Origin of the sequence: Janthinobacterium sp. SUN073 (assembly GCF_030397665.1) — a bacterium.
Taxonomy (GTDB): Bacteria; Pseudomonadota; Gammaproteobacteria; order Burkholderiales; family Burkholderiaceae_D; genus Janthinobacterium.
Genome location: NZ_JAPUBT010000012.1, coordinates 157460 through 179069, shown reverse-complemented (window position 1 = coordinate 179069; position 21610 = coordinate 157460). Strand labels below are relative to the sequence as shown.

General features: G+C 63.4%; 23 protein-coding genes. 12 read left to right on the top strand and 11 right to left on the bottom strand.

Translation table 11 applies throughout. The annotated features are described in order from the left end of the window. Positions 1-903, top strand: a complete 903-nt coding sequence (locus O0882_RS25150) for a pseudouridine synthase (protein ID WP_289952412.1) — start codon at positions 1-3, stop codon at positions 901-903. A gap of 131 nt (positions 904-1034) precedes the next feature. On the opposite strand, the gene O0882_RS25145 is transcribed toward O0882_RS25150, so the two are convergent. Further along, complete coding sequence (locus O0882_RS25145; RefSeq protein ID WP_099760747.1) at positions 1035-1811, bottom strand: exodeoxyribonuclease III; 777 nt, start codon at positions 1809-1811, stop codon at positions 1035-1037. A 109-nt stretch (positions 1812-1920) separates the two neighbouring features. On the opposite strand from O0882_RS25145, the gene pyrE reads away from it, so the two are divergent. Next, on the top strand, positions 1921-2583 hold the full coding sequence (gene pyrE / locus O0882_RS25140) for an orotate phosphoribosyltransferase (protein ID WP_289952408.1): 663 nt from the start codon (positions 1921-1923) through the stop codon (positions 2581-2583). A gap of 75 nt (positions 2584-2658) precedes the next feature. Here the strand turns inward: pyrE and O0882_RS25135 are convergent, their stop codons facing one another. Next, entirely contained in the window at positions 2659-2904 is a 246-nt protein-coding gene (locus O0882_RS25135; RefSeq protein ID WP_289952405.1) for a GNAT family N-acetyltransferase, read from the bottom strand. Then, on the bottom strand, positions 2904-3647 hold the full coding sequence (locus tag O0882_RS25130; RefSeq protein ID WP_289952404.1) for a sulfite exporter TauE/SafE family protein: 744 nt from the start codon (positions 3645-3647) through the stop codon (positions 2904-2906). Before O0882_RS25130 ends, O0882_RS25135 begins: the two co-directional genes overlap by 1 nt. 125 nt (positions 3648-3772) lie before the next feature. Between O0882_RS25130 and O0882_RS25125 the strand changes: the two genes are divergently transcribed. From O0882_RS25125 to O0882_RS25110, 4 genes are all read left to right on the top strand, one after another. Beyond that, the gene (locus tag O0882_RS25125; RefSeq protein ID WP_071079533.1) at positions 3773-4666 is read left to right on the top strand and encodes a LysR substrate-binding domain-containing protein; all 894 of its coding nucleotides are present in this window, start codon (positions 3773-3775) and stop codon (positions 4664-4666) included. Between the two features lie 21 nt (positions 4667-4687). Beyond that, positions 4688-5554, top strand: a complete 867-nt coding sequence (locus O0882_RS25120) for an alpha/beta fold hydrolase (protein ID WP_289952401.1) — start codon at positions 4688-4690, stop codon at positions 5552-5554. 94 nt (positions 5555-5648) lie between these two features. Further along, positions 5649-5840: a YqaE/Pmp3 family membrane protein gene (locus tag O0882_RS25115; protein ID WP_071079579.1), complete on the top strand. Its 192-nt coding sequence runs from the start codon at positions 5649-5651 to the stop codon at positions 5838-5840. 220 nt (positions 5841-6060) lie between these two features. Further along, positions 6061-6525 (top strand): carboxypeptidase regulatory-like domain-containing protein, encoded by a 465-nt coding sequence (locus O0882_RS25110; protein WP_289952397.1) that lies wholly within the window; start codon positions 6061-6063, stop codon positions 6523-6525. A gap of 18 nt (positions 6526-6543) precedes the next feature. Here the strand turns inward: O0882_RS25110 and O0882_RS25105 are convergent, their stop codons facing one another. From O0882_RS25105 to gatC, 6 genes are all read right to left on the bottom strand, one after another. Then, positions 6544-7581, bottom strand: coding sequence for an oxidoreductase (locus O0882_RS25105; protein ID WP_289952395.1), 1038 nt, complete (start codon positions 7579-7581; stop codon positions 6544-6546). A 97-nt stretch (positions 7582-7678) separates the two neighbouring features. After that, on the bottom strand, positions 7679-8926 hold the full coding sequence (locus tag O0882_RS25100) for a M56 family metallopeptidase (protein WP_289952393.1): 1248 nt from the start codon (positions 8924-8926) through the stop codon (positions 7679-7681). Further along, positions 8923-9306 carry a BlaI/MecI/CopY family transcriptional regulator gene (locus tag O0882_RS25095; RefSeq protein ID WP_289952391.1) on the bottom strand — a complete coding sequence of 128 codons (384 nt, stop codon included), beginning with the start codon at positions 9304-9306 and terminating at the stop codon, positions 8923-8925. Before O0882_RS25095 ends, O0882_RS25100 begins: the two co-directional genes overlap by 4 nt. Positions 9307-9497: 191 nt before the next feature. Beyond that, on the bottom strand, positions 9498-10973 hold the full coding sequence (gatB, locus tag O0882_RS25090) for an Asp-tRNA(Asn)/Glu-tRNA(Gln) amidotransferase subunit GatB (RefSeq protein WP_289952439.1): 1476 nt from the start codon (positions 10971-10973) through the stop codon (positions 9498-9500). 39 nt (positions 10974-11012) lie between these two features. Further along, positions 11013-12497 (bottom strand): Asp-tRNA(Asn)/Glu-tRNA(Gln) amidotransferase subunit GatA, encoded by a 1485-nt coding sequence (gene gatA, locus O0882_RS25085; protein ID WP_289952390.1) that lies wholly within the window; start codon positions 12495-12497, stop codon positions 11013-11015. Between the two features lie 178 nt (positions 12498-12675). Then, positions 12676-12978, bottom strand: a complete 303-nt coding sequence (gene gatC, locus O0882_RS25080; protein ID WP_289952387.1) for an Asp-tRNA(Asn)/Glu-tRNA(Gln) amidotransferase subunit GatC — start codon at positions 12976-12978, stop codon at positions 12676-12678. A gap of 351 nt (positions 12979-13329) precedes the next feature. Between gatC and O0882_RS25075 the strand changes: the two genes are divergently transcribed. The 6 genes from O0882_RS25075 to O0882_RS25050 all read left to right on the top strand — a co-directional run bounded on the left by O0882_RS25075 (position 13330) and on the right by O0882_RS25050 (position 20171). Beyond that, on the top strand, positions 13330-14373 hold the full coding sequence (locus tag O0882_RS25075; protein WP_010393186.1) for a rod shape-determining protein: 1044 nt from the start codon (positions 13330-13332) through the stop codon (positions 14371-14373). A 104-nt stretch (positions 14374-14477) separates the two neighbouring features. Beyond that, positions 14478-15512, top strand: a complete 1035-nt coding sequence (gene mreC / locus O0882_RS25070) for a rod shape-determining protein MreC (protein WP_289952385.1) — start codon at positions 14478-14480, stop codon at positions 15510-15512. Continuing rightward, positions 15509-16021 (top strand): rod shape-determining protein MreD, encoded by a 513-nt coding sequence (gene mreD, locus O0882_RS25065; RefSeq protein WP_289952383.1) that lies wholly within the window; start codon positions 15509-15511, stop codon positions 16019-16021. Before mreC ends, mreD begins: the two co-directional genes overlap by 4 nt. A 12-nt stretch (positions 16022-16033) precedes the next feature. Further along, the gene (gene mrdA / locus O0882_RS25060; protein WP_289952380.1) at positions 16034-18004 is read left to right on the top strand and encodes a penicillin-binding protein 2; all 1971 of its coding nucleotides are present in this window, start codon (positions 16034-16036) and stop codon (positions 18002-18004) included. 8 nt (positions 18005-18012) lie between these two features. After that, positions 18013-19128, top strand: coding sequence for a rod shape-determining protein RodA (gene rodA, locus O0882_RS25055; protein WP_071079522.1), 1116 nt, complete (start codon positions 18013-18015; stop codon positions 19126-19128). Beyond that, positions 19128-20171 carry a septal ring lytic transglycosylase RlpA family protein gene (locus O0882_RS25050; RefSeq protein WP_289952379.1) on the top strand — a complete coding sequence of 348 codons (1044 nt, stop codon included), beginning with the start codon at positions 19128-19130 and terminating at the stop codon, positions 20169-20171. Before rodA ends, O0882_RS25050 begins: the two co-directional genes overlap by 1 nt. On the opposite strand, the gene O0882_RS25045 is transcribed toward O0882_RS25050, so the two are convergent. Next, positions 20172-20855: an SPOR domain-containing protein gene (locus O0882_RS25045; RefSeq protein ID WP_289952378.1), complete on the bottom strand. Its 684-nt coding sequence runs from the start codon at positions 20853-20855 to the stop codon at positions 20172-20174. Beyond that, positions 20849-21607, bottom strand: coding sequence for a type III pantothenate kinase (locus O0882_RS25040; RefSeq protein ID WP_289952377.1), 759 nt, complete (start codon positions 21605-21607; stop codon positions 20849-20851). Before O0882_RS25040 ends, O0882_RS25045 begins: the two co-directional genes overlap by 7 nt. Between the last annotated feature and the right edge of the window lie 3 nt (positions 21608-21610).

Here is a 21610-nt window from a genome sequence, read left to right as displayed (position 1 = left end):
ATGTCGAAGCGTCACGCCGCCGCACCCTTGCCCATGCGCGACGGCGTGGCGCCCAGTTATCTGTGGCTGCCGGAGGGGCAGTGGCCGGACATGCTCACCTTTCTGATTGAGCGCTATCCGCAGATCGGTGCCGCGCAATGGCTGGACCGCATGGCGCGCGGCGAAGTGCTCAATGGTGACGGCGCCGTGCTCGGCCCCGGCAGCGCATACCGGCGCGGCATGCGCATTTTTTACTACCGCGAGCTGGAACGGGAAACGCCGATCCCGTTCCACGAAGAGATCCTGTTCCAGGACGAACACCTGGTGGTGGTCGACAAGCCGCACTTCTTGCCCATGACACCGGCCGGGCGCTTCGTGCAGGAGACGCTGCTGACGCGCCTGAAGAAAAGCCTGGACTGCGCCGAGCTGACGCCGATCCACCGCCTCGATCGCGAGACGGCTGGCGTGGTGATTTTTTCGCGCCAGGTAGCCAGTCGTGGCGCCTACCAGACGCTGTTCCAGCGCCGCGAAGTGCGCAAGACGTATGAGGCGCTGGCGCCCGTCCTGGCAGGCCGCGATTTTCCGTTCACGTATCGCAGCCGCATGGTCGAGGGCGAACAGTTCTTCCTCATGCGCGAGGAAGCGGGCGAGCCGAACTCGGAAACCATCATCGACGTGATCGAGCGGCGCGGCGATGTCAACCTGTACCGGCTGCAGCCGCACACGGGGCGCAAGCACCAGCTGCGCGTGCACCTGGCTGCACTCGGCATCCCCATCGTCAACGATGCTTTTTACCCGTTGGCCCAGCCGTGCAAGGAAGACGACATGTCGCACCCGCTGCAGTTGCTGGCGCGCGCCATCGATTTCACGGACCCGTTGAGTGGCGAGCCGCGCCATTTTGAGAGCCGGCGCGTGCTCGGGTAATTAGACGCCGCCACAGGCGCGGCCAACAATGTTGTCGGATTACGGCCCTGCGCTCCTAATCCGACCTACGATAGATCCAGCGTAGGTCGGCTTAGCGCAGCGTAATCCGACGTCACCACGGACGTATCAGATCAGCCCTTGAGCGTGTAATCGATGATCAAGGGTGCGTGGTCGGAAAAACGCTCGTCCTTGTAGACGCTGACCGTATGCGCCTGCGCCGCGATGCCGGGGGTGGCGACGTGGTAATCGATGCGCCAGCCGACGTTTTTCGCGTAGGCTTGTCCGCGGTTGCTCCACCATGTGTACTGGTCTTCGCGCTTGTCCAGGCCGCGGTGCACGTCGACAAAGCCCACTTCGTCGAAGACGCGCGTCAGCCACGCGCGCTCTTCCGGCAGGAAGCCGGAATTCTTCTTGTTGCCCTTCCAGTTCTTCAGGTCGATTTCGTGGTGGGCGATGTTCCAGTCGCCGCAGATGACCACTTCGCGTCCCAGCGCCTTCAATGCCAGCAGGTGCGGCAGGAACAGTTCCATGAAGCGGAACTTCGCTTCCTGGCGTTCCGGGCCGGATGAGCCGGACGGGCAGTACACGGAAATGACGGACAGGTTGCCAAAATCACAGCGCACATAGCGCCCTTCGGCATCGAATTCGGGGCTGCCGAAACCGATATGCACGGCATCCGGTTCCACCTTGCTGTACACGCCCGTGCCGGAATAGCCCTTTTTCTCGGCATAGTGGAAATGGCCATGGTAGCCGTGCGGATTGAGGAATTCCGGCGTCATGTCGGGCAGTTGCGCCTTCAATTCCTGCACGCAGATGAAATCGGCCGTTTGCGTGCCCATCCAGTTGAAAAAGCCTTTTTTGGCGGCGGAACGGATGCCGTTCAGGTTGGCGGAGATAATTTTTGGCATAGGTTGAGAATGAAAAGGGCGCTGGACGGGGCCGGCGGACGCGGCATGGCGATTGTCTCGCCGCTGCGCGCGGATTAAAATACAGGCACTTTTAAAAAATGAGGCTAATGTGAATAATTTACGCCAGCAGTTTATCGCGTTTTCAGTATCCAAGGGCGTCTTGCGGTTTGGCGAGTTCACCACCAAGGCCGGACGCCAGTCGCCGTACTTCTTCAATGCGGGCCTGTTCCATGACGGCGCCACCCTGGCCGAGCTGGCGCAGTTCTACGCGCAGACCCTGCTCGACTCGGGCGTGGAATTCGACATGCTGTTTGGTCCCGCCTACAAGGGCATCACCCTGGCGTCGGCCACCGCCGTGGCGCTGGCCGGCAAGGGCCGCAACACCTCGTTCGCCTTCAACCGCAAGGAAGCCAAGGACCATGGCGAAGGCGGCACCATCGTCGGCGCCAAGCTGCATGGCAAGGTTGTCATCATTGACGATGTGATCTCGGCCGGCACCTCGGTGCGCGAATCGGTGAACATGATCCGCGCCGCCGGTGCCGAGCCATGCGCCGTGCTGATCGCCCTGGACCGCATGGAGCGTTCGGGCCCGGATGGCCAGCTGTCGCCAAGTTCGGCGGTGCAGGAAGTGTCGAAACAGTACGGCATTCCCGTCATCTCGATCGGCAACCTGGACGACTTGTTCGGCTACCTGAACGGCGCGGGCGCCGATCCGGAACTGTTGAAGTACAAAGAAGCCGTCTCCGCCTACCGCACCCGCTACGGCATTTAAAGCGCCCATGGCGGCGTTGCAGCGCGTTGCCGCACTAGCGTGCTGTCTGCCGCACCGCGCCTTGCCCTGAGCACTTTAAGTCGCACTACTTTCCAGCAGCGCCCGCAGCCGCGGGTCGCTGCAGGCGGCGCCAGCTTGCGGATGACATTGCAACAGCCGCCGCAACAGCGCGCCACCGATGCCGCGCCGGCGGAACGGCGGTTTCACGAACAGCATGTTCACCGTCACCCCATCCATGTTCTTGCTGATGTCGAGCATGGCCACCTGCTGGCCGTCGATCCACGCGCACAGCGCGCTGTCCCCTTGCCAATCGATGTGCATCACGCCAGCCATGGTTTCAGCGCCGCATGCAAGCCCAGGGCGAACAGCCCGGCAAAAAAGCACCGCTTGAATACTGCTTGCGCGATGCGCCCGCGCAGCCATTGACCGGCCAGCATGCCGGCCAGCGCCGGTAGCAGCGCATACGCGGAAGCGCCGGCTGCACCGAGGCTGAAGTCGCCGTGCAGGGCCAGGCTGGCCGCCAGCGCCACGGTCGATGCCGTAAACGCCAGGCCCAGCGCCTGCACCAGTGCATCGCGTGCCAGCCCCAGTCCTTGCAGATACGGCACGGCGGGGATGACGAACACGCCCGTGGCGGCCGTCACCAGCCCCGTCGCCGCGCCCGCCATGGGTCCCAGCCAGGCTTCGTGCCGCGCCGGCACGCGCAACTGCAGCGAGAATAATCCCGCCAGCGCATACAGCATCAGCGCCACGCCCAGCGCGACGACGGCCCAGGTGCCGCTGTCCTTCGGCAGCAGGGCGCCACCCGCCAGGGTGCCGGCCATGACGGTGGCCAGCATGGGCCACAAACGGCGCAGCAGGGCGCGCAGGCCCGGCCCTGCCGCCAGCTGCCAGACATTCGTCACCATCGACGGCACGATCAGCAGGGCCGCCGCCTGCACGGGCGGCATAACAAGGCTGAGTGTGCCCATGGCCACCGTCGGCAGTCCCAGTCCGACTACGCCCTTGACGAAGCCAGCGACGAGGAAGCTGGCGCCGACGACCAGCAGGAATGACGTCTCCATCTTTTTTATCCACAGTGATTTTGCCTGGATTTTGCGCTTGCCCGGGACTTTCGCCAAGGTGGATTATTTTGAGCCAGCCTAAGGGGTAGCCGAAGGCTGATAAGATGGCGAAAAGGAGAGTCGCCATGCGCTTTGATCTGGTCGATTTGCAGCTGTTTGTCAACGTGGTGGAGGCGGGCAGCCTGACGGCGGGCGCCGCGCGCAGCCATCTCGCATTGGCGTCGAGCAGCGCGCGCGTGCGCGGCATGGAAGAGGCGCTGGGCATGCCCCTGCTGCTGCGCGGGCGGCGCGGCGTGGAGCCGACACCGGTAGGGCAGACCCTCCTGCATCACGCGCGCCTGGTGTTGCTGCAAATGGAGAAAATGCGCGGTGAGCTCGGCGAATTTGCGCGCGGTTTGAAAGGGCAGTTGCGCCTGCTGTGCAATACAGCCGCGCTCAGCGAATTTTTGCCCGAGGCGCTCGGCGCTTTTCTCGACCGCCATCCGAACCTGACCATCGACCTGGAAGAGCGCCTCAGTTACGATATCGTCAAGGCCGTCTCGGAAGGACTGGCCGACATGGGCATCGTGTCCGACTCGGTCGACATGCGCGGCTTGCAGACGTTTTTGTTCCGCCCCGACCGTTTAGTCGTCATCGCGGCGGCCGACGGCGTGCATCACCGCGCGCTCGGCCAGGATGGCGTCGTCGCGTTCTCCACGCTGCTGGATCACGATTTCATCGGCCTGGCCGACGACAGCGCGATGCAGCAGTACCTGGGCATGCACGCGGCGCGCCTGGGCCGTCCTTTGAAGGTGCGCGTGCGCTTGCGCAGTTTCGATGCCGTGTGCCGCATGGTGGCCAGCGGCGTGGGCATCAGCGTGGTGCCGCTGGCGGCTGCCAGCCGCTGCCAGCAGACGATGGCGCTGCGCTGCCTGGAATTATCCGATCCCTGGTCGGTACGCAATCTGACGATCTGCGTGCGCCAGTTCAGTGAATTACCCCTGTATGCGCGCCAGTTGATCGATCATCTGAAAGCGTGACAGGGCAAGACAGGAGCAGCGATGCGTTTTTCAGAAGACAAGATGGCCAGCCTGCGGTGCAGCGACCAGGTCGAGCGTCCCATCCACATCTGGCAACCGGAGCACCCACGCGCCGTGATCCTGGCGATCCACGGCGGCATGGCGCATGCGGGTGACTATGTCACGCCGGCGCTGACCTTCCGCCAGCACGGCATCGCCACCGTCAGCTTCGACATGGTGGGCCACGATGGCAAGCGCAAGGTCGATATCCCCTCGTTCGAGGCCTTCCTCGACGACGAGGAATTGTTCCTCGCCTGGGTCAAGCAGGCGTATCCCGGCGTGCCGATTTTTGTCATGGGGCATTCCATGGGCGGCCTGATCGCCACGCACCTGGGGCTGCGGCGCTTTACGGGCGACCCGGCGATCAAAGGCTTCATCATCTCATCGCCGTATTACGTGAATGCGATTCCCGTGCCGAAGGTGCTGCAGATGTTGTCCGGCTGGCTGGCGCGGCGCTTCCCGACGATTAAGGTACCGCTGGGGAATCTGACCATGCTGCTGACGCATGATCAGACCATCACCGCGCGCCATTTCCAGGATGAGCGCGATGGCATCCGCGCCAGTGCGGCGTCGGTGCGCTTCGCCCATGCCTTGACGTCGGCGCAAAAGGAACTGGCGGGCGGCTTGTCGGACTGGCGCTTCCCCCTGTTCGCCGTGGTGGCCGGCGACGACAAGCTGGCCGACAGCCGCGCCACGGAAAGCCTGCTGCGCAGCGTGCCCGATGGCCTGCTCGACTACCATTTTTACCCGGCCAATTATCACGAGAACTTCAATGAGGTGAACCGTGACGTGATCTTTGCCGCGATCCTGGCCTGGATCGAGAAACTGCTGGCACCCGTGCCGGCGTGAGGCGCCAGTATCGTTATAATCGGTTCAATGAATTGACCGCCGGCGCATGCCGGCCCGGTCCCCGCGGCACAGGGGAATACTCAAGGAACGAACGATGCGCTTGCTGATTGCCCTGTTACTGCCGTGGCTGACCTTTTTCACGATCGGCCGCCCCATTGCCGGCATCATTTGCCTGATCCTGCAAATTACCCTGATCGGCTGGCTGCCAGCGACGATCTGGGCCGTGTACTCGCTGAGCCAGTACAAGACGGACCAGAAGATCGCCGAGGCCATGCGCCGGCGCTAAGAGCCTATCCCAGTAGGGAGCGTCTTCTGCTGGCAGTTCATCAGGAGCGCGGACAAGGCGTGAGGAGGACGCGTGGCGAGCCACGCAACGACGATCAACGCAGTCCCCGCTTCTGAGGGGCGCCAGCAGGGGATGTATTCATCTACTGAGATAGGCTCCAAGCTAAGGCTGGCCTAAGCTGCGCTTCCTATCTTGATGCAACTGACATGAGGAGAGTGAGATGGCACCAGACAGACGCGGTACCTTGAACCTGGCGGCGGCGATGCTGGCCGCCGGGCTGTTGCTGGGAAGTGTGGCGCAGGCGCAGACCGATAGCGCACTGCCGCCCGTGCAAAAGAGCGGGGCGGTGGAGTATCTGAGCGGCGGCATCGGCCTCGATGAGTCGACCGCCATCAAGAGTGCCAGCCGGCATTGGCCCTTGAGCCTGGTGTTTTCCGTGCAGGCGGCGGGCAAGGCGGAATTCGCCTCCGACGTGAAGCTGACAATACGCGACGCCAAGGGCGCGCCGGTACTGGAAACGACGGCCAGCGGACCGTTCCTGCTGGCGAAACTGCCACCGGGCAGCTACAGCTTGCGCGCCATGCTGGCCGGCAAGACTTTGGAACGCAAGGTGCAGGTCAAGGCGGGCAGCTCCGCGCGCGTGGAGCTGGTCTGGCCGACGGGAACGAATCAGGGCCGGCCTTGATGGGCGACGGCGGCCCGATCAGCTGACCGCGAGTACGCGCCCTTCGGCGGCGCTTTGCAGCGCCAGTTCGATCAGGCGTATCGTCGCCGCCGCATCTTCGGCCGCCACGGGCGCCGCTGCGCCGTGGCGGATGGCGTCGGCCATGCCCTGGTAAAAGTCCTGGTAGCGGCCGGCCTGCATGTCGAGGTGTTCACAATGCCCGTCCGGCTGCGCGCCCAGGTGCAGCGCGCCGCGCACGGGGTCCACGCCCCAGCCGGGCTGGCCCGGCCTGCCGCCCGCCTTCAGGGCGTCTTCCTGCGGATCGAGGCCAAACTTCACGAAACTCCCCTTGTCGCCATGCACGGCGAAGCGCGCCGTCGGCGCTTTTACCAGGCAGCCCGCTTGCAGCACCACGCGCAGCCGGTCGTAGTACAGAACAAGGTGGAAATAATCTACAGCCTGCGCGTCATCGCGCTGCAGGACGATATCGGCGTACAGCTTTTCCGGCTGGCCGAACAGCTGCATGGCCTGGTCCAGCATGTGCGGACCCAGGTCGTACAGCAGGCCGCCGCCGGGCGCGCCGGACTCGCGCCAGCGCTGGCGGATCTCCGGGCGGAAACGGTCAAAATGCGATTCGACGCTGGCGATGCGCCCCAGCGTACCCTGTGCCAGCAGCGCTTTCAGGGTCAGGAAGTCGCCATCCCAGCGCCGGTTGTGATACACGCTGAGCACCAGCTTGCGTTCTTGCGCCAGCGTGATCAGGCTCTGCGCTTCAACGCTGGAAATGGTGAAGGGCTTGTCCACCACCACGTGCTTGCCCGCTTGCAGCGCCGCTTGCGCCAGGCTGAAGTGCGCCTCGTTGGGCGCGGCAATGACCACCAATTCGATGGATGGGTCGGCAAACAGCTGCGCCGCTTCCGCATACACGGTGGCGTGCGGCCAGTCCTTGTGCACGAGTTCTGGCTTGCTGGAGGCGACGGCCGTCAATTCCAGGGCATCGATGGTGGACAGCACGGGAGCGTGGAAGGTGGAGCCGGCAAAGCCGTAGCCGACGAGGCCGGTCTTGATCTTGTTCATGGCGGGTTCACAGGTGCGTGGAAGAATCCATGATCATACCCGCAAGCGGGCGGCGGCACCGCTGCTGCAATGTTGCCACGATGCCGCCGCGCATGCATTAGTTCAGGCTCCAGACGTATTGCACCTTGACGCTGGCGCTGACGGGCTTGCCGCCAGCGAGGGCAGGCTTGAACGTACACTTGGCAATGCCGCTGCGCGCCGCCTCGTCGAGGGCCGGATGGCCGCTGCTTTTGACCACGCTCGAGCCCAATACCTTGCCGGAGGCATTGACGTCAAAGGACATGTTGACCGTGCCCTCTTCCTTCGCCTGCAGCGATGCGGCTGGGTAGACCGGTTTGCCGCAGACGCCAAAGTCGATGATGGGACGGCGCTCCAGTACCGGCGCACTGTCGGCGGCGACGGCCTGGCCGTAGATGCCGAGGCAGGCGCCGGCGAGGGCCAGCAGCGGCACGGCCGCTTTCCAGTTCAGGGGCTGTGGTGCAGGGCGCAGCAATCGTTTGATACGTGACATAAGATCTCCTCCGTTGGCCGCCTGGGCCAGGTGGTGGGTTGAGAACTGGAGACGTTCCAGTTCCGAGAGTGCAAGAGCCAGACGCCGCGGTTCGCCCAGTTGTCTTGCTGCGAAATCATCTGCAATATGTTCGCGTTCGAGGCGCACGCCGCGAGAGATCCACCAGACGGCAGGGTGGAAGAACAGCAGCGCCTCGATGGCGTTTTGCAACAGGTTGAGCAGATAATCGTGGCGCCGGATGTGCGCCAGTTCGTGCGCCAGCAGCGCATCGAGCAGCTGCGGCGGCATGCCGGTGATCAGCGCTGCGGGCACCAGCACCATGGGGCGCCAGATGCCGGCCGTGAGCGGGCTGGCGATGTTGTCGAGTACGCGCAGGCGCACGGGCCGCGCCACGCCGGCATCCTGCGCCATGCGCGACAGCCTTGTCTGCAGTTGTTCATGTGTGGCGCCCGTCCTGCTGGCGCTGCGCTCTATCCATAGCATGCCCAGTGCCATGCGCATGGCCAGCACTGCGGTGTATAGGGCCCAGACGCCGACGATGGCGCGAAGAAGCAGGTCCAGGTCCGGCAAGGTCGTGGGCATGAGCAGTGCGGCCGGCAGCAAGGTGCTGGAGAACATGGCACCCGTGGCATCGCCATCGGCCAGGCGCAAATACAAGCCCGCTGCCGGCCATGCCAGGCAGGCCAGCAGGGCACCGCAACCGACGGCGTAGCGTGCCTCGGGACGCGCATTGCGCAGGGCGGCCCACGCCAGCGCCGTGGCGCAGCCGATCAGCAAGCCTTGCCACAGGAAATGCAGCAGAGTCCAGCCCAGCGCTGGCACGAAGCCGCTCATGATTGATCGTCCTTGAGCATTTTTTCTATCTCTTCGCGCTCGGCGCGCGACACGCCCGTGCGCAGCGCCGCCAGCACCAGCGCCTTGGCCGAACCGGCAAAGGCTTTTTGCATCAATTCCTTGAGCAGGTTCGTCTGCAGGCTGTCCTGCGCCTGCGCCGGCGCATACACGTGCGAACGCTGGCTTGCGTCGCGGATCAGCAAGCCCTTGGTGTGCATGATCTGCATCAAGCGCAGCACGGTGCCATACGTGATGGCCGGCTTGGTCAACGTCATCGCCTCGTGCACCTGCTTGGCCGTGGCGGCGCCCAGCGGCCACAGTGCCTGCAGCAGATCGAGTTCGGCTGCCGTCGGTTTCGGGATGTCGTGCGTCTTGGTCATGCTGTTTCCTCTTGCCTGAAATTCAATATGGCTAGATTAAACCTTGTAGACAAAAATGTATACTTTAATTTAAGGCGGTCTGCAAATGCCCTTCAGTGCTGAGGAAAAGTCTAGACAAGGCTGTTTATAAACGATGCGTACAAGCGAAAAAAAAAAGACGCCGCAGCGTCTTTTTTGGGGATGGGGGAGAGTTAGCCCGCCAGCTTGGCCTTCAGCAATTCCGTCAGCTGGGCCGGGTTGGCCTTGCCCTTGGAGGCCTTCATGGCCTGGCCGATCAGCGCGTTGATGGCCGCTTCCTTGCCGGCACGGTACTGCTCCACCGACTTGGCATTCGCCGCCAGCACTTCATCGACGATGGCTTCCAGTGCGCCCGAGTCCGAAATCTGCTTCAAACCCTTGGCATCGATGATGGTGTCGACCAGGTGCTCGTCGCTCGATTTCGCTTCCCACATGCCCGCGAAGACCTCTTTTGCCGCCTTGTTCGAGATCGTGCCGTCGGCGATGCGCTTGAGCATGGCGGCCAGCTGCGCGGCGGAGACGGGCGCGTCGTCCAGGTCCACGCCTTCGCGGTTCAGGGTCGACGCTACGTCGCCCATCAGCCAGTTGGCGGCGGCCTTGGCGTTTTCCTTGCCGGCCTTGTCCACCACGGCGACGAAATAGGTGGCCATGGCTTTCGATTGCGTCAGCACCAGCGCATCGTAGTCCGGCAGCGCGTATTCGCTGATGAAGCGCGCGCGCATGGCGGCCGGCAGTTCCGGCATCGAGGCCTTGATGGTGGCGATCCACTCTGGCGAGATGACCAGTGGCGGCAAGTCAGGGTCCGGGAAGTAGCGGTAATCCTGGGCGTCTTCCTTGCTGCGCATTTCGCGTGTTTCCTTGCGGTCCGGATCGTACAAACGCGTCGCTTGCACGACCTTGCCGCCGTCTTCGATCAGTTCGATCTGGCGGCGCACTTCGACGTGCACGGCTTCCTCGATGAAGCGGAAGGAATTCAGGTTCTTGATCTCGCAGCGGGTGCCGAATTCCTTCTGGCCGACGGGGCGCACGGAGACGTTGACGTCGCAGCGGAACGAGCCTTCCTGCATGTTGCCGTCGCAAACACCCAGCCACATGACCAGCGAGTGCAGCGCCTTGGCGTAGGCCACGGCTTCGGCGGCGCTGCGGATTTCCGGTTCCGAGACGATTTCCAGCAGCGGCGTGCCGGCGCGGTTCAAGTCGATGCCGCTCATGCCCGCATAGTCTTCATGCAGGGATTTTCCGGCGTCTTCTTCCAGGTGGGCGCGCGTCAGGTTGACCGTCTTGGTGACGAATTCGCCATCCTTTTCGTAGCCGAAGGTCAGGGCGCCGCCGATGACGACGGGGTCTTCGAACTGGCTGATCTGGTAGCCCTTGGGCGAGTCCGGATAAAAATAGTTCTTGCGCGCGAAGACCGAGTGCGGCGCCACGGTGGCACCCACGGCCAGGCCGAAGCGGATCGCGCGGTCGACGGCTTGCTTGTTCATCACCGGCAGCACGCCTGGCAGGGCCAGGTCGACGGGGCTCGCTTGCGTGTTGGCGTCGGCGCCGTACTTGATCGGCGAACCGCTGAAAATTTTGGATTCGGTCGTGAGCTGCACGTGGTTCTCAAGACCGATGACGACTTCCCATTGCATAGTGTTCTCGCTTATTTTTTGGTGGCGCCGCCTCGGCGGCGCGAATTTTTTTTCTTAAATGCCGGCCGGGCTGCGCGTATGCCAGTCCGTCACCAGCTGGTACTGGTGGGCCACGTTCAGCAGTTTGGCTTCGCCGAAGTAATTGCCGATGATTTGCAGGCCGACGGGGCGCTTGCTGTTTTTCTCGCCGTCGCCAAAGCCGCATGGAATCGACATGCCGGGCAGGCCGGCCAGGCTGGTCGACAGAGTGTAGATGTCGGCCAGGTAGTTTGCCACCGGGTCGTCCGTCTTGTCGCCCAGGTCCCAGGCGACGGTCGGCGCGACCGGTCCCATGATGACGTCGCAGACGGCGTTCGGGCCATTTAATACGGCATCGAAATCCTGCGCGATCAGGCGGCGGATCTTTTGCGCCTTCAGGTAGTAGGCGTCGTAGTAGCCGTGGCACAGCACATAGGTGCCGACCATGATGCGACGCTGCACTTCCGGGCCGAAGCCCTGGGCGCGCGACTTCTTGTACATGTCCTGCAAGTCCTTGTACTCGGCGGCGCGGTGGCCGTAGCGCACGCCGTCATAGCGCGACAGGTTCGACGAGGCTTCGGCGGGCGCGATCATGTAGTAGGCGGGAATCGACAGGGCCGTATTCGGCAGCGAGATGTCGACCAGGGTGGCGCCCAGCTTTTCATACTGCGCCAGCGCGCCGCGCACGGCCGCTTCCACGTCCTTGGCCAGGCCTTCGCCGAAGTACTCGCGCGGCACGCCGATGCGCAATCCCGTCAACGGCTGGCCCAGTTCACGTGAAAAATCTTCCGTCACGCCGCCCTGTTCCGGCGACAGGCTGGTCGAATCGCGCTCGTCGAAGCCGGCCATGGCGCTCAAGAGCAGGGCGCAGTCTTCGGCCGAGCGGGCCATCGGGCCACCCTGGTCCAGCGACGAGGCAAAGGCGATCATGCCGAAGCGCGAGACGCGGCCATACGTCGGCTTGATGCCGGTGATGCCGCAAAAAGCAGCCGGCTGGCGGATCGAGCCGCCCGTGTCGGTGCCGGTGGCCGCTGGCGTCAGGCCGGCGGCGACGGCGGCAGCCGAGCCGCCGGACGAGCCGCCTGGCACGGCCGTCTTGTCCCACGGATTGCGCACGGCACCGAAGGCCGAGTTCTCATTGCCGGAACCCATGGCGAATTCATCGCAATTGACCTTGCCCAGGGTGACCATGCCGGCCGCCTGGAATTTTTCCACCACGGTGGCGTCAAACGGGCTGGCGTAGTTGGCCAGCATTTTCGAGCCGGCCGTGGTGCGCCAGCCTTTGGTCACGAACAGGTCCTTGTGCGCGATCGGCACACCCGTCAATGGCGTGGCCGTGCCGGCGGCGATGCGCGCGTCGGCCTCGGCAGCTTGCGCCAGGGTCAGGGCACGGTCGACGTGCAGGAAGGCGTTCGAAGTGTCCGCTGCGATGCGGTCGAGGAAATGCGTCGCCAGCGCAACGGCGGAAATTTCCTTGTTCTGCAAGAGCGTGGACAGCTGTTTGATGGATTTTGTATGCATGGCGTTTCTATTTTTATCTATTCGACAAGGTTGTGATTCGTGTACTGCGCCGTTCTAGCGCCTGACAGAAGCGTAGCGAGCGGAAGTGAGTTGTGGCCGAGAAGCGGAGCTGTGCTTTAGCACAGTGAGCATCGGAGGCCGCAAATCGCGACGCGCAGTAGCTTATGTCAGGTGCCAGTTACTCGATAACCTTGGGGACGAGATACAGGCCATCCTGGACTTTCGGCGCCACGGCCTGGTAGGCGTCGCGGTGATTTTTTTCCGTGGCGACGTCTTCGCGCAGGCGCAGGGCGATATTGTCCATATGGGCAGCCAGCGGGTGGCTCAGGGGGGCCACGCCATCGGTATTGACGGCTTGCATTTGTTCCGCCAGGGCAAAAATCTTGTTCAATTGGGCCAGGGACGTGACGGCCTGATCGTCGGCCATTTCGAGTTGTGCCAGGTGGGCGATGCGTTTTACGTCGGAGAGTGTCAGGGACATGGCGAATGGCGCGGAGTGCCGCGCATTAGTATTAAGTTGGCGTTTCGATAAAACGCGAATATTTACTGCTTTTTTGTTCACAAAAGCCGAGGAATGCCGCGTAACTCGCGGCTGCAAGAGTCGCACTTTTCCATGGTTTTTGAGCAAATCGCATTCAAATTATAAGGTAGAATGGCGGGTTAATGCGTTGCCGGCGCTGATGGACCGCAGCCGCAGCATAGAAAAGATTGCGCAAGCGCCAAGCGAAACCCGAAAAAATCGCCTTCATGGATTTTCAGGGTGCCTGAAAGCGCCCGCTTTGAAACTCCCCATAAACAGCTTTTGCGCAGCTCGATGCGCTACAGGACACTCATGTTTGGTTTTTTACGCAGGTATATCTCCACCGATCTGGCCATTGACTTGGGCACGGCCAACACCCTTATTTATGTGCGCGGCCTCGGTATCGTCCTTGACGAACCGTCCGTCGTCGCCATCCGCCAGGAAGGCGGTCCGAATGGCAAGAAGACCATTCAGGCAGTCGGCAAGGAAGCCAAGCAGATGCTGGGCAAGGTGCCGGGCAATATCGAAGCGATCCGTCCGATGAAAGATGGTGTGATCGCCGACTTCACCGTGACCGAGCAGATGCTCAAGCAATTCATCCGCATGGTGCATGACTCGAAATTCTTCCGTCCATCGCCGCGCATCATCATTTGCGTGCCGTGCGGTTCGACCCAGGTCGAGCGCCGCGCGATCCGCGAATCGGCGCTGGGCGCCGGCGCTTCGCAGGTGTACCTGATCGAAGAACCGATGGCGGCGGCCATAGGCGCCGGCTTGCCGGTATCGGAAGCGACCGGCTCGATGGTGGTCGACATCGGCGGCGGCACCACGGAAGTGGGCATCATCTCGCTGGGCGGCATGGTCTACAAGGGTTCCGTGCGCGTGGGCGGCGACAAGTTTGATGAAGCCATCGTCAACTACATCCGCCGCAACTACGGCATGCTGATCGGCGAACAAACGGCTGAAGCCATCAAGAAGGCCATCGGTTCGGCTTTCCCGGGTTCGGAAGTGAAGGAAATGGAAGTCAAGGGCCGCAACCTGTCCGAAGGCATCCCGCGTTCGTTCACCATTTCCAGCAACGAGATTCTCGAAGCGCTGACCGATCCGCTGAACAACATCGTCTCGGCCGTGAAGAACGCGCTGGAACAGACGCCGCCGGAACTGGGCGCCGACATCGCCGAAAAAGGCATGATGCTGACGGGCGGCGGCGCACTGCTGCGCGACCTGGATCGCCTGCTGATGGAGGAAACCGGCCTGCCGGTGCTGGTGGCCGAGGACCCGCTCACCTGCGTGGTGCGCGGTTCCGGGATGGCCCTGGAGCGTATGGACAAGCTCGGCTCGATCTTCTCCTACGAATAATCTGACAGAAGGGCCGGAAGCCAATTCCGGCCTTTTTTAGGTTTTGGCGCCGGCGTTCGACCGGGGCTCGTACGTTGGCGCACCGCGCCTGATTATTGGATGTCATGGAATACAGTCCTCCGCCACTTTTCAAACAAGGCGCCTCCGCCCGCGTCAAGATGATGGTGTTCGCCGGCATTTCTATCGCCCTGTTGCTGGTCGATTCGCGCATGCACGCCTTGACGGCCGTGCGCCAGGCAGTCGGTACCGTGCTGTATCCGGTGCAGATGGCGGCCCTGGTGCCGCGCGATGTGGCGCTGGGCGTCGGCAACTACTTTTCTTCGCTGTCCTCCCTGGAAAAACAGGTGCGCGACCTGAAGCACGAACAAATCGCCTCGGCGCAGATCATGCAGCAGGCGCAGCTCAATATCGTTGAGAACAACCATTTGCGCAAGCTGATGGAAGCGCGCGAGCGCGTTCCCGTGAAGACCCTGATGGCTGAAGTCCTGTATGACACGCGCGATTCGGCCACGCGCAAGATCGTGCTGGACCGGGGCATTCAGAATGGCGTGGAACTGGGCCGTCCCGTGATCGATAACCTGGGCGTGGTGGGACAAGTCACGCGCGTGTTCCCGTTCACCTCGGAAGTGACCTTGCTGACCGATGAAGAACAGGCCATTCCCGTGCAGCTGCTGCGCAATGGCGTGCGCAGCGTGGCCATCGGCCGCGGCAAGTCCGGCACCATGGAGCTGCGTTTTACGGCGCCCACCGCCGACATCCAGATCGGTGACATCGTCATTACCTCGGGCCTCGACGGCCTGTACCCGGCCGGCCTGGCCGTGGCGCGCGTGACCCTGGTCGAGCGCAACGCGCATGGCCCGTTCGGCCGCGTCGTGTGCCAGCCGCTGGCCGGCATCGAACGCAACACCCAACTGCTCATCTTGATGACGTCGCCGGAGATCCCGGCGCGTCCGCCAGTCGAAGACGTCAAGACGGGCCGCAAGATCGCTGGCAAGATGGCGCCGATCAAGGACCCGGCGGCCGCAGCGACCCCGCCCGCCGCCGCGACACCCGTGGCAAAACCGCCAGCCACGCCTGCCGCCGTGCCGAAACCGGCCGTGGTACCTGCCGCCGTGCCACCGAAGGAGGCGCCACGATGAACCGCCCGCATTACATCCTGCTGCCGGTCAGCCCCCTGTTCATCGGCTTCTCCCTGCTGTGCGCTTTTCTGCTGAACCTGCTGCCATGGGGGCAGTTCGTCGGCGTGCCCGATTTCGTCGCTTTGGTGCTGGTCTTCTGGGGCATACACCAGCCGCGCAAGGTCGGCATCGGCGTGGCGTTCTTCATGGGCCTGATGATGGACGTGCACGACTCGACCCTGCTGGGCGAGAATGCGCTGGCCTACACCTTGCTGTCGTACTTCGCCATCATGATGCACCGCCGCGTGCTGTGGTTCCCCATCCTGACGCAGGCGCTGCATGTGCTGCCGCTGCTGCAGCTGACGCAGGCGCTGCAATTGCTGACGCGCCTGATCGTCTCGGGCCGTTTCCCCGGCTGGCTCAATTTCATCGAGAGCTTCGTCGCCGTGGCCCTGTGGCCCTTCGTCACATGGGTCTTGCTGGCGCCACAGCGGCGCGCCGTGGACCGCGACCATAACCGGCCGATTTGACGGGCGCCCGCCATGACTGAACTGAAAAATACCGAGCGCGAGCTGCATTTTTTCCGCATGCGCCTGACCATCCTGGGCGCGCTCGTCTTCGTCTGCTTTTCGCTGCTGCTGGCGCGCTTCATCTGGCTGCAGGTGATCAAGCACGAGGATTACGCGACCAAGGCCGAAGACAACCGCATCGCCGTGGTGCCCATCGTGCCCACGCGCGGCCTGATCCTCGACCGTAACGGCGTGGTCCTGGCGCGCAATTACTCGGCCTATACGCTGGAAATCACGCCATCGAAATTGAGCGCCAGCCTCGATTCGGTGATCGACGAGCTGTCGACCCTGGTGCAGATCGACATCAAGGACCGCCGCCGCTTCAAGAAGCTGCTGGAAGACTCGAAGAATTTTGTCAGTGTGCCGCTGCGTACGCGCCTGACGGACGAGGAAGTGGCGCGTTTCACGGCGCAGCGCTTCCGCTTCCCTGGCGTGGAGGTGCAGGCGCGCTTGTTTCGCCAGTATCCGATGGGCGAAATCGCCTCGCATGTGGTGGGCTTCATCGGCCGCATCAACCGCAATGAAGCCAAGGGGCTGGAAGAGGGCGACGATGCGGCCAACTACAACGGCACCGACCATATCGGCAAGGAAGGCCTGGAAAAAAGCTACGAGAAGCAGCTGCATGGCACCACCGGCTACGAAGAAGTGGAAGTGTCGGCCGGCGGACGCGCCATGCGCACCCTGTCGCGCACGGCGGCCACCCCTGGCAACAACCTGATCCTGTCGATCGACATCGAACTGCAAAAAGTGGTCGAGGAAGCGTTCGGCGAATGGCGCGGCGCGGCCGTGGCGATCGACCCGGCCACGGGCGATATCCTGGCCTACGTCTCCAAGCCCGGCTACGACCCCAACCTGTTCGTCGACGGCATCGACCAGCAAAGCTGGAATGAACTCAATACTTCGCTGGATCGGCCGATGGTCAACCGGCCCCTGTCCGGCACCTACGCGCCCGGCTCGACCTTCAAGCCCTTCATGGCGCTGGCCGCGCTGGAACTGGGCAAGCGCACGCCGAGCCAGTCGATTTCCGATCCGGGTTTCTTCATCCTCGGTGGCCACACCTTCCGCGACGACAAGGTGGGCGGCCACGGCACGGTGGACATGCACAAGTCCATCGTCGTCTCGTGCAACACGTACTACTATCAGCTGGGCCGCGACATGGGCATCGATGCCATCCACGACTTCATGAAACCGTTCGGTTTCGGCCAGCTGACGGGCATCGACCTGAATAATGAAAAGACGGGCGTGCTGCCGTCGATGGAATGGAAGCGCAACCGCTTCAAGACGCCGCAGCAGAAAAAATGGGTGGGTGGCGACACGATTTCGGTGAGTAACGGCTCCGGCTACAACTCGTATACGCCGCTGCAGATCGCCCACGCGACGGCCAACCTGGCCAATAACGGCGTGGTGATGAAGCCGCATCTGGTGAAGATCATCGAAGACGCGGCCACGCGCGCGCGCACCCTGACGGTACCGAAGGAAAGCTACCGCATCGCGCTCAAGCAGGAAAACATCGACGTCATCAAGCGCGCCATGGTGGGCGTGACCAGCGAGCAGGGCGGCACGGCCGCGCGCATTTTCGCCGGTGTGCAGTACACGGTGGGCGGCAAGACGGGGACGGCACAGGTGGTGGGCATCAAGAAAAACGAGAAGTACAATGCCAAGCTGCTGGCCGAACGCTTGCGCGACAATGCCTTGTTTACGGCCTTCGCGCCGGCCGACAAGCCGCGCATCGCCATTGCCATCGTGGTGGAAAACGCGGGCTTCGGTGCCGGCGTGGCTGCGCCGATCGCGCGCAAGGCGCTCGACTACTACCTGCTGGGCAAGCGCCCGAGCGACAAGGAAAAAGACACCACCAAGGTGCCCAAGGAAGATGTCGACGAAGTGCGCACCCTGGAAGAAATCACCGACGAGCAGGCCGCCCCGGCGCCGCCTGCCAGGCAATAAGGAAGCACATGCCCATTAACGAAAGGCGCTCGCTGTGGCGGCGCGCCAAACCCTATCTGGCGGTGTTCGATCCGCCGCTGATGATCATCATCCTGATGCTGCTCAGCACCAGTCTGCTGACCCTGTATTCGGCCAGCATCGGCATCCCCGGCAAGATCGAGGACCACCTGCGCAACATCCTGCTGTGCTTTTTCGTCATGTGGGTGGCGGCCAACATCACGCCGCAGATGATGATGCGCATCGCCGTGCCCGCGTATACGATATCGGTGATACTGCTGGTGGCCGTGGCGCTGTTCGGCACCATCAAGCTGGGCGCGCGGCGCTGGCTGCATATCGGCGTGATCGACATCCAGCCCTCCGAGTTCCTGAAAATCGCCACGCCCCTGATGCTGGCCTGGTTCTTCCAGCACAATGCGGGCGCCCTGCGCTGGAAATCGTTCCTGATGGCGGCCGTGCTGTTGCTGGCACCCGTCTACCTGATCGCACGCCAGCCCGACCTGGGCACGGCGCTGCTGGTGGTGGCGGCCGGCTTCACCGTCATCTTCCTGGCGGGCCTGTCGTGGAAGGTGCTGGCCGGTTTGCTGATCACCTTTGTTTCCTGTCTGCCGATCGCCTGGTCGCATCTGCATGATTACCAGCGCGACCGCGTGATGATGCTGATCGACCCGACCAAGGACCCGCTGGGCAAGGGCTTCCATATCATCCAGTCCATCATCGCCATCGGTTCGGGCGGCATGACGGGCAAGGGCTGGACGCACGGCACCCAGGCCCACCTGGAATTCGTCCCGGAGCGCACGACCGATTTTATTTTTGCCGTATATTCCGAGGAATTCGGACTGGTCGGTAACTTGATCCTGATGCTGATGTATTTGCTGCTGGTGGGACGGGGCATGATGATCGCCGCCAACGCCCCCAGTTTTTTCACTCGCCTGCTGGCAGGAGCGATAACAATGATTTTCTTTACGTATGCGTTTGTCAACATGGGCATGGTCAGCGGCATTGTGCCGGTGGTCGGCGTTCCCCTGCCTTTCCTCAGCTATGGCGGCACCGCGCTGCTGACCCTGGGTGTGGCCACCGGTATCCTGATGAGCATCCAGCGCCATCGCAAGCTGGTGCAGACCTGATGCGCGCGCCTTTTGACACTCTCGCCATGCGCGGGCTGAGCTTGGCCGCTTTGCTGACCCTGGCCGCCTGCGGCACCACGCCGCACAAGCCCGCATCGACTAACGTGCCGCTGCCGTCAGGCGGCAAGATCAAGTCCCCCGTGCGCCAGGACCCCACCTTGCCGGCGTTGCCGGCGGCCGGGTCCGGGCGCGGCGGCTACTACAAGGATGACGGCCCGGGCGACAATCCGCCGGCCAACCTGCGCGACGTGCCCGATGCGGAAGTGCGCAACGAGCCGTATTCGACGCGCTCGAATCGTCCTTACGTTGTGTTCGGCAAGACGTACACGCCGATCACCGACAACGAACCATTTACGCAGAAGGGCACGGGCACCTGGTATGGCAAGAAATTCCATGGCCAGCGCACTTCGTCGGGTGAAATCTACGATATGTACAAGATGACGGCGGCCCATCCCACCTTGCCGATTCCGTCGTATGCGCGTGTGACGAGCATCGACAGCGGCGAACAGGTGATCGTGCGCGTCAATGATCGTGGTCCCTTCCACGCCACGCGCGTGATCGACGTGTCCTACACGGCGGCGCTGAAACTGGGCTTCCTGGGCAAGGGCAGCCACCAGGTGGTCGTCGAACGGCTGCTGCCGGCCGATATCGATGCCATCCTGGCTGCCCGCGCGGCACCCAAGCCGGCACCGTTGACGCCTTCCGTGGTGGCCATTTCCATCGATACACCGCCCGAGACGGGGGCCGTGGTGCAGCCGGAAGTGTCGACGCAGATGGATGCCACGGTGGCCGCGCCAGCACCGGCCGCGTTGACCAGCGGTTTTTATTTGCAGCTGGGTGCCTACTCGCGCGCCGACAATGCGGAAACGGGGCGGTCGCGCCTGGCGCCATACGCGGCGGCCCTGGGTACGCTTGGGGTGGTGCAGGCCGGTAACCTGTTCCGCCTGTATGGCGGGCCGTTTTCCAGCCGTGCCGAGGCGGCGCGGGCGGCGGCGAATTTGCCTGAGTCGACGGGTATCAAGCCTATCGTGATTCAAAGGTAGTTACTTACAACTATGCAGTTCCTGCTCCGGGAACTGCGTTTTGATCTTTTCGAGGCGCGCGCGCGTGGCGGCGTCGAGGTCGCGGAACTGGTAGGCCAGCTGCTTGCTGGCGCTGTAGCGCGGCGCGACGCGGGCGCTGTGCACGCCCTGTTTGTTGAGCGATGCCAGCTGGCTTTGCGCGCTGGTTTCCGACTTGAACACACCCAGCGAAATACCCCAGCGCAGCGGGCTGCTTTCGTTGATGATGAAGTAATTCGTCACGCCCAGCTGCTTCAATTCGCCGGCCTTGCGGTCGGCGCCTTCCTTGCTGCCCTGCGGCGGGATGTACACCATGTAGCTGGAAATGTCCTGGCCGGCCACGTTGCGGCGCGACTGGCGGTCGCCCAGGTCCAGCGCCGCTACTTGCGCTTCGAAGCGGCGCCCGTCGGCCAGCAGGAAATTGCCCACTTCCGTGCAGGCATACGATGTCGGCGGCGCCGGCGTCACAGCTGCCTCGGCGGCTGGCGGCGCGGCCGGTGCCGTGGCCTGCTCCTGCGTCAGCAAGGTGAGTTTATTCGCCTGCAGCTGGTTTTTCAGGCGCGCCGGTTCGCGCGTCTCCGTGCGAAAACTGCCCAGATAACCCTGGCCGATGGCCAGCACCAGCAGGTTGACGCCGGCCAGCAGCCAGAAGACGAATTTCAGCATACGTGCTTTCCTTGTGTTCCCGCCGCGTCGGCGCGTGCGGATGCCTGCAGGCCGAGCATGACGATATTGTCCACCAGATGCAGCGGTACCGGCAGTGCCAGGGCCGGTGCGATACGCGGCGCGGCGCCGCCTGACAATAAACAGGCGCTGGCGCCGTGCATGCGCACGGCCCGTTCGATGGCGCCCGCCTGGGCCGCCAGGCATCCACTCAAAATCGCGTCGTCCGTGTTGTCGGCAAAGCCGGCCGGCAGCATGGCGTCGCTGGCGATTTGCGGCAGCTGCGCCGTGTTGCGCGCCAGCGAGCTGGCCATCAATCCCAGTCCCGGCAAGATCATCCCGCCGAGGAAAACGCCATCGGCCGTGATGGCGTCGATGGTGGTGGCGGTGCCGCAATTGGCGACGATGACGGCCTGGCCAGGCGCCAGTACGTGCGCGCCGATGGCGGCGGCAAAACGGTCGCAGCCCAGTTGCGACGGCGTGCGGTAGCCATTCGTCAGTCCGGCCAACCGCGGCAGCGAGACAAAGTCACAGGGTGCCACCGGCAGCATGGCGCGCAGGCGCATGCCGATGACACTGCCCGCCACGTTCGACAGCAGCGCTTCGCTGATGGCGAGTTTCTCCCAGTGCGCCGCCAGGGTATCGAGCTGCGCATGCGTGACGGCGCCGCTGGCCAGCCAGCCGCCGACGGCACCATCGGCGGCCACGAGTGCCCATTTGATGCGCGTATTGCCGGCGTCGATCAGCAGTAGCATGCG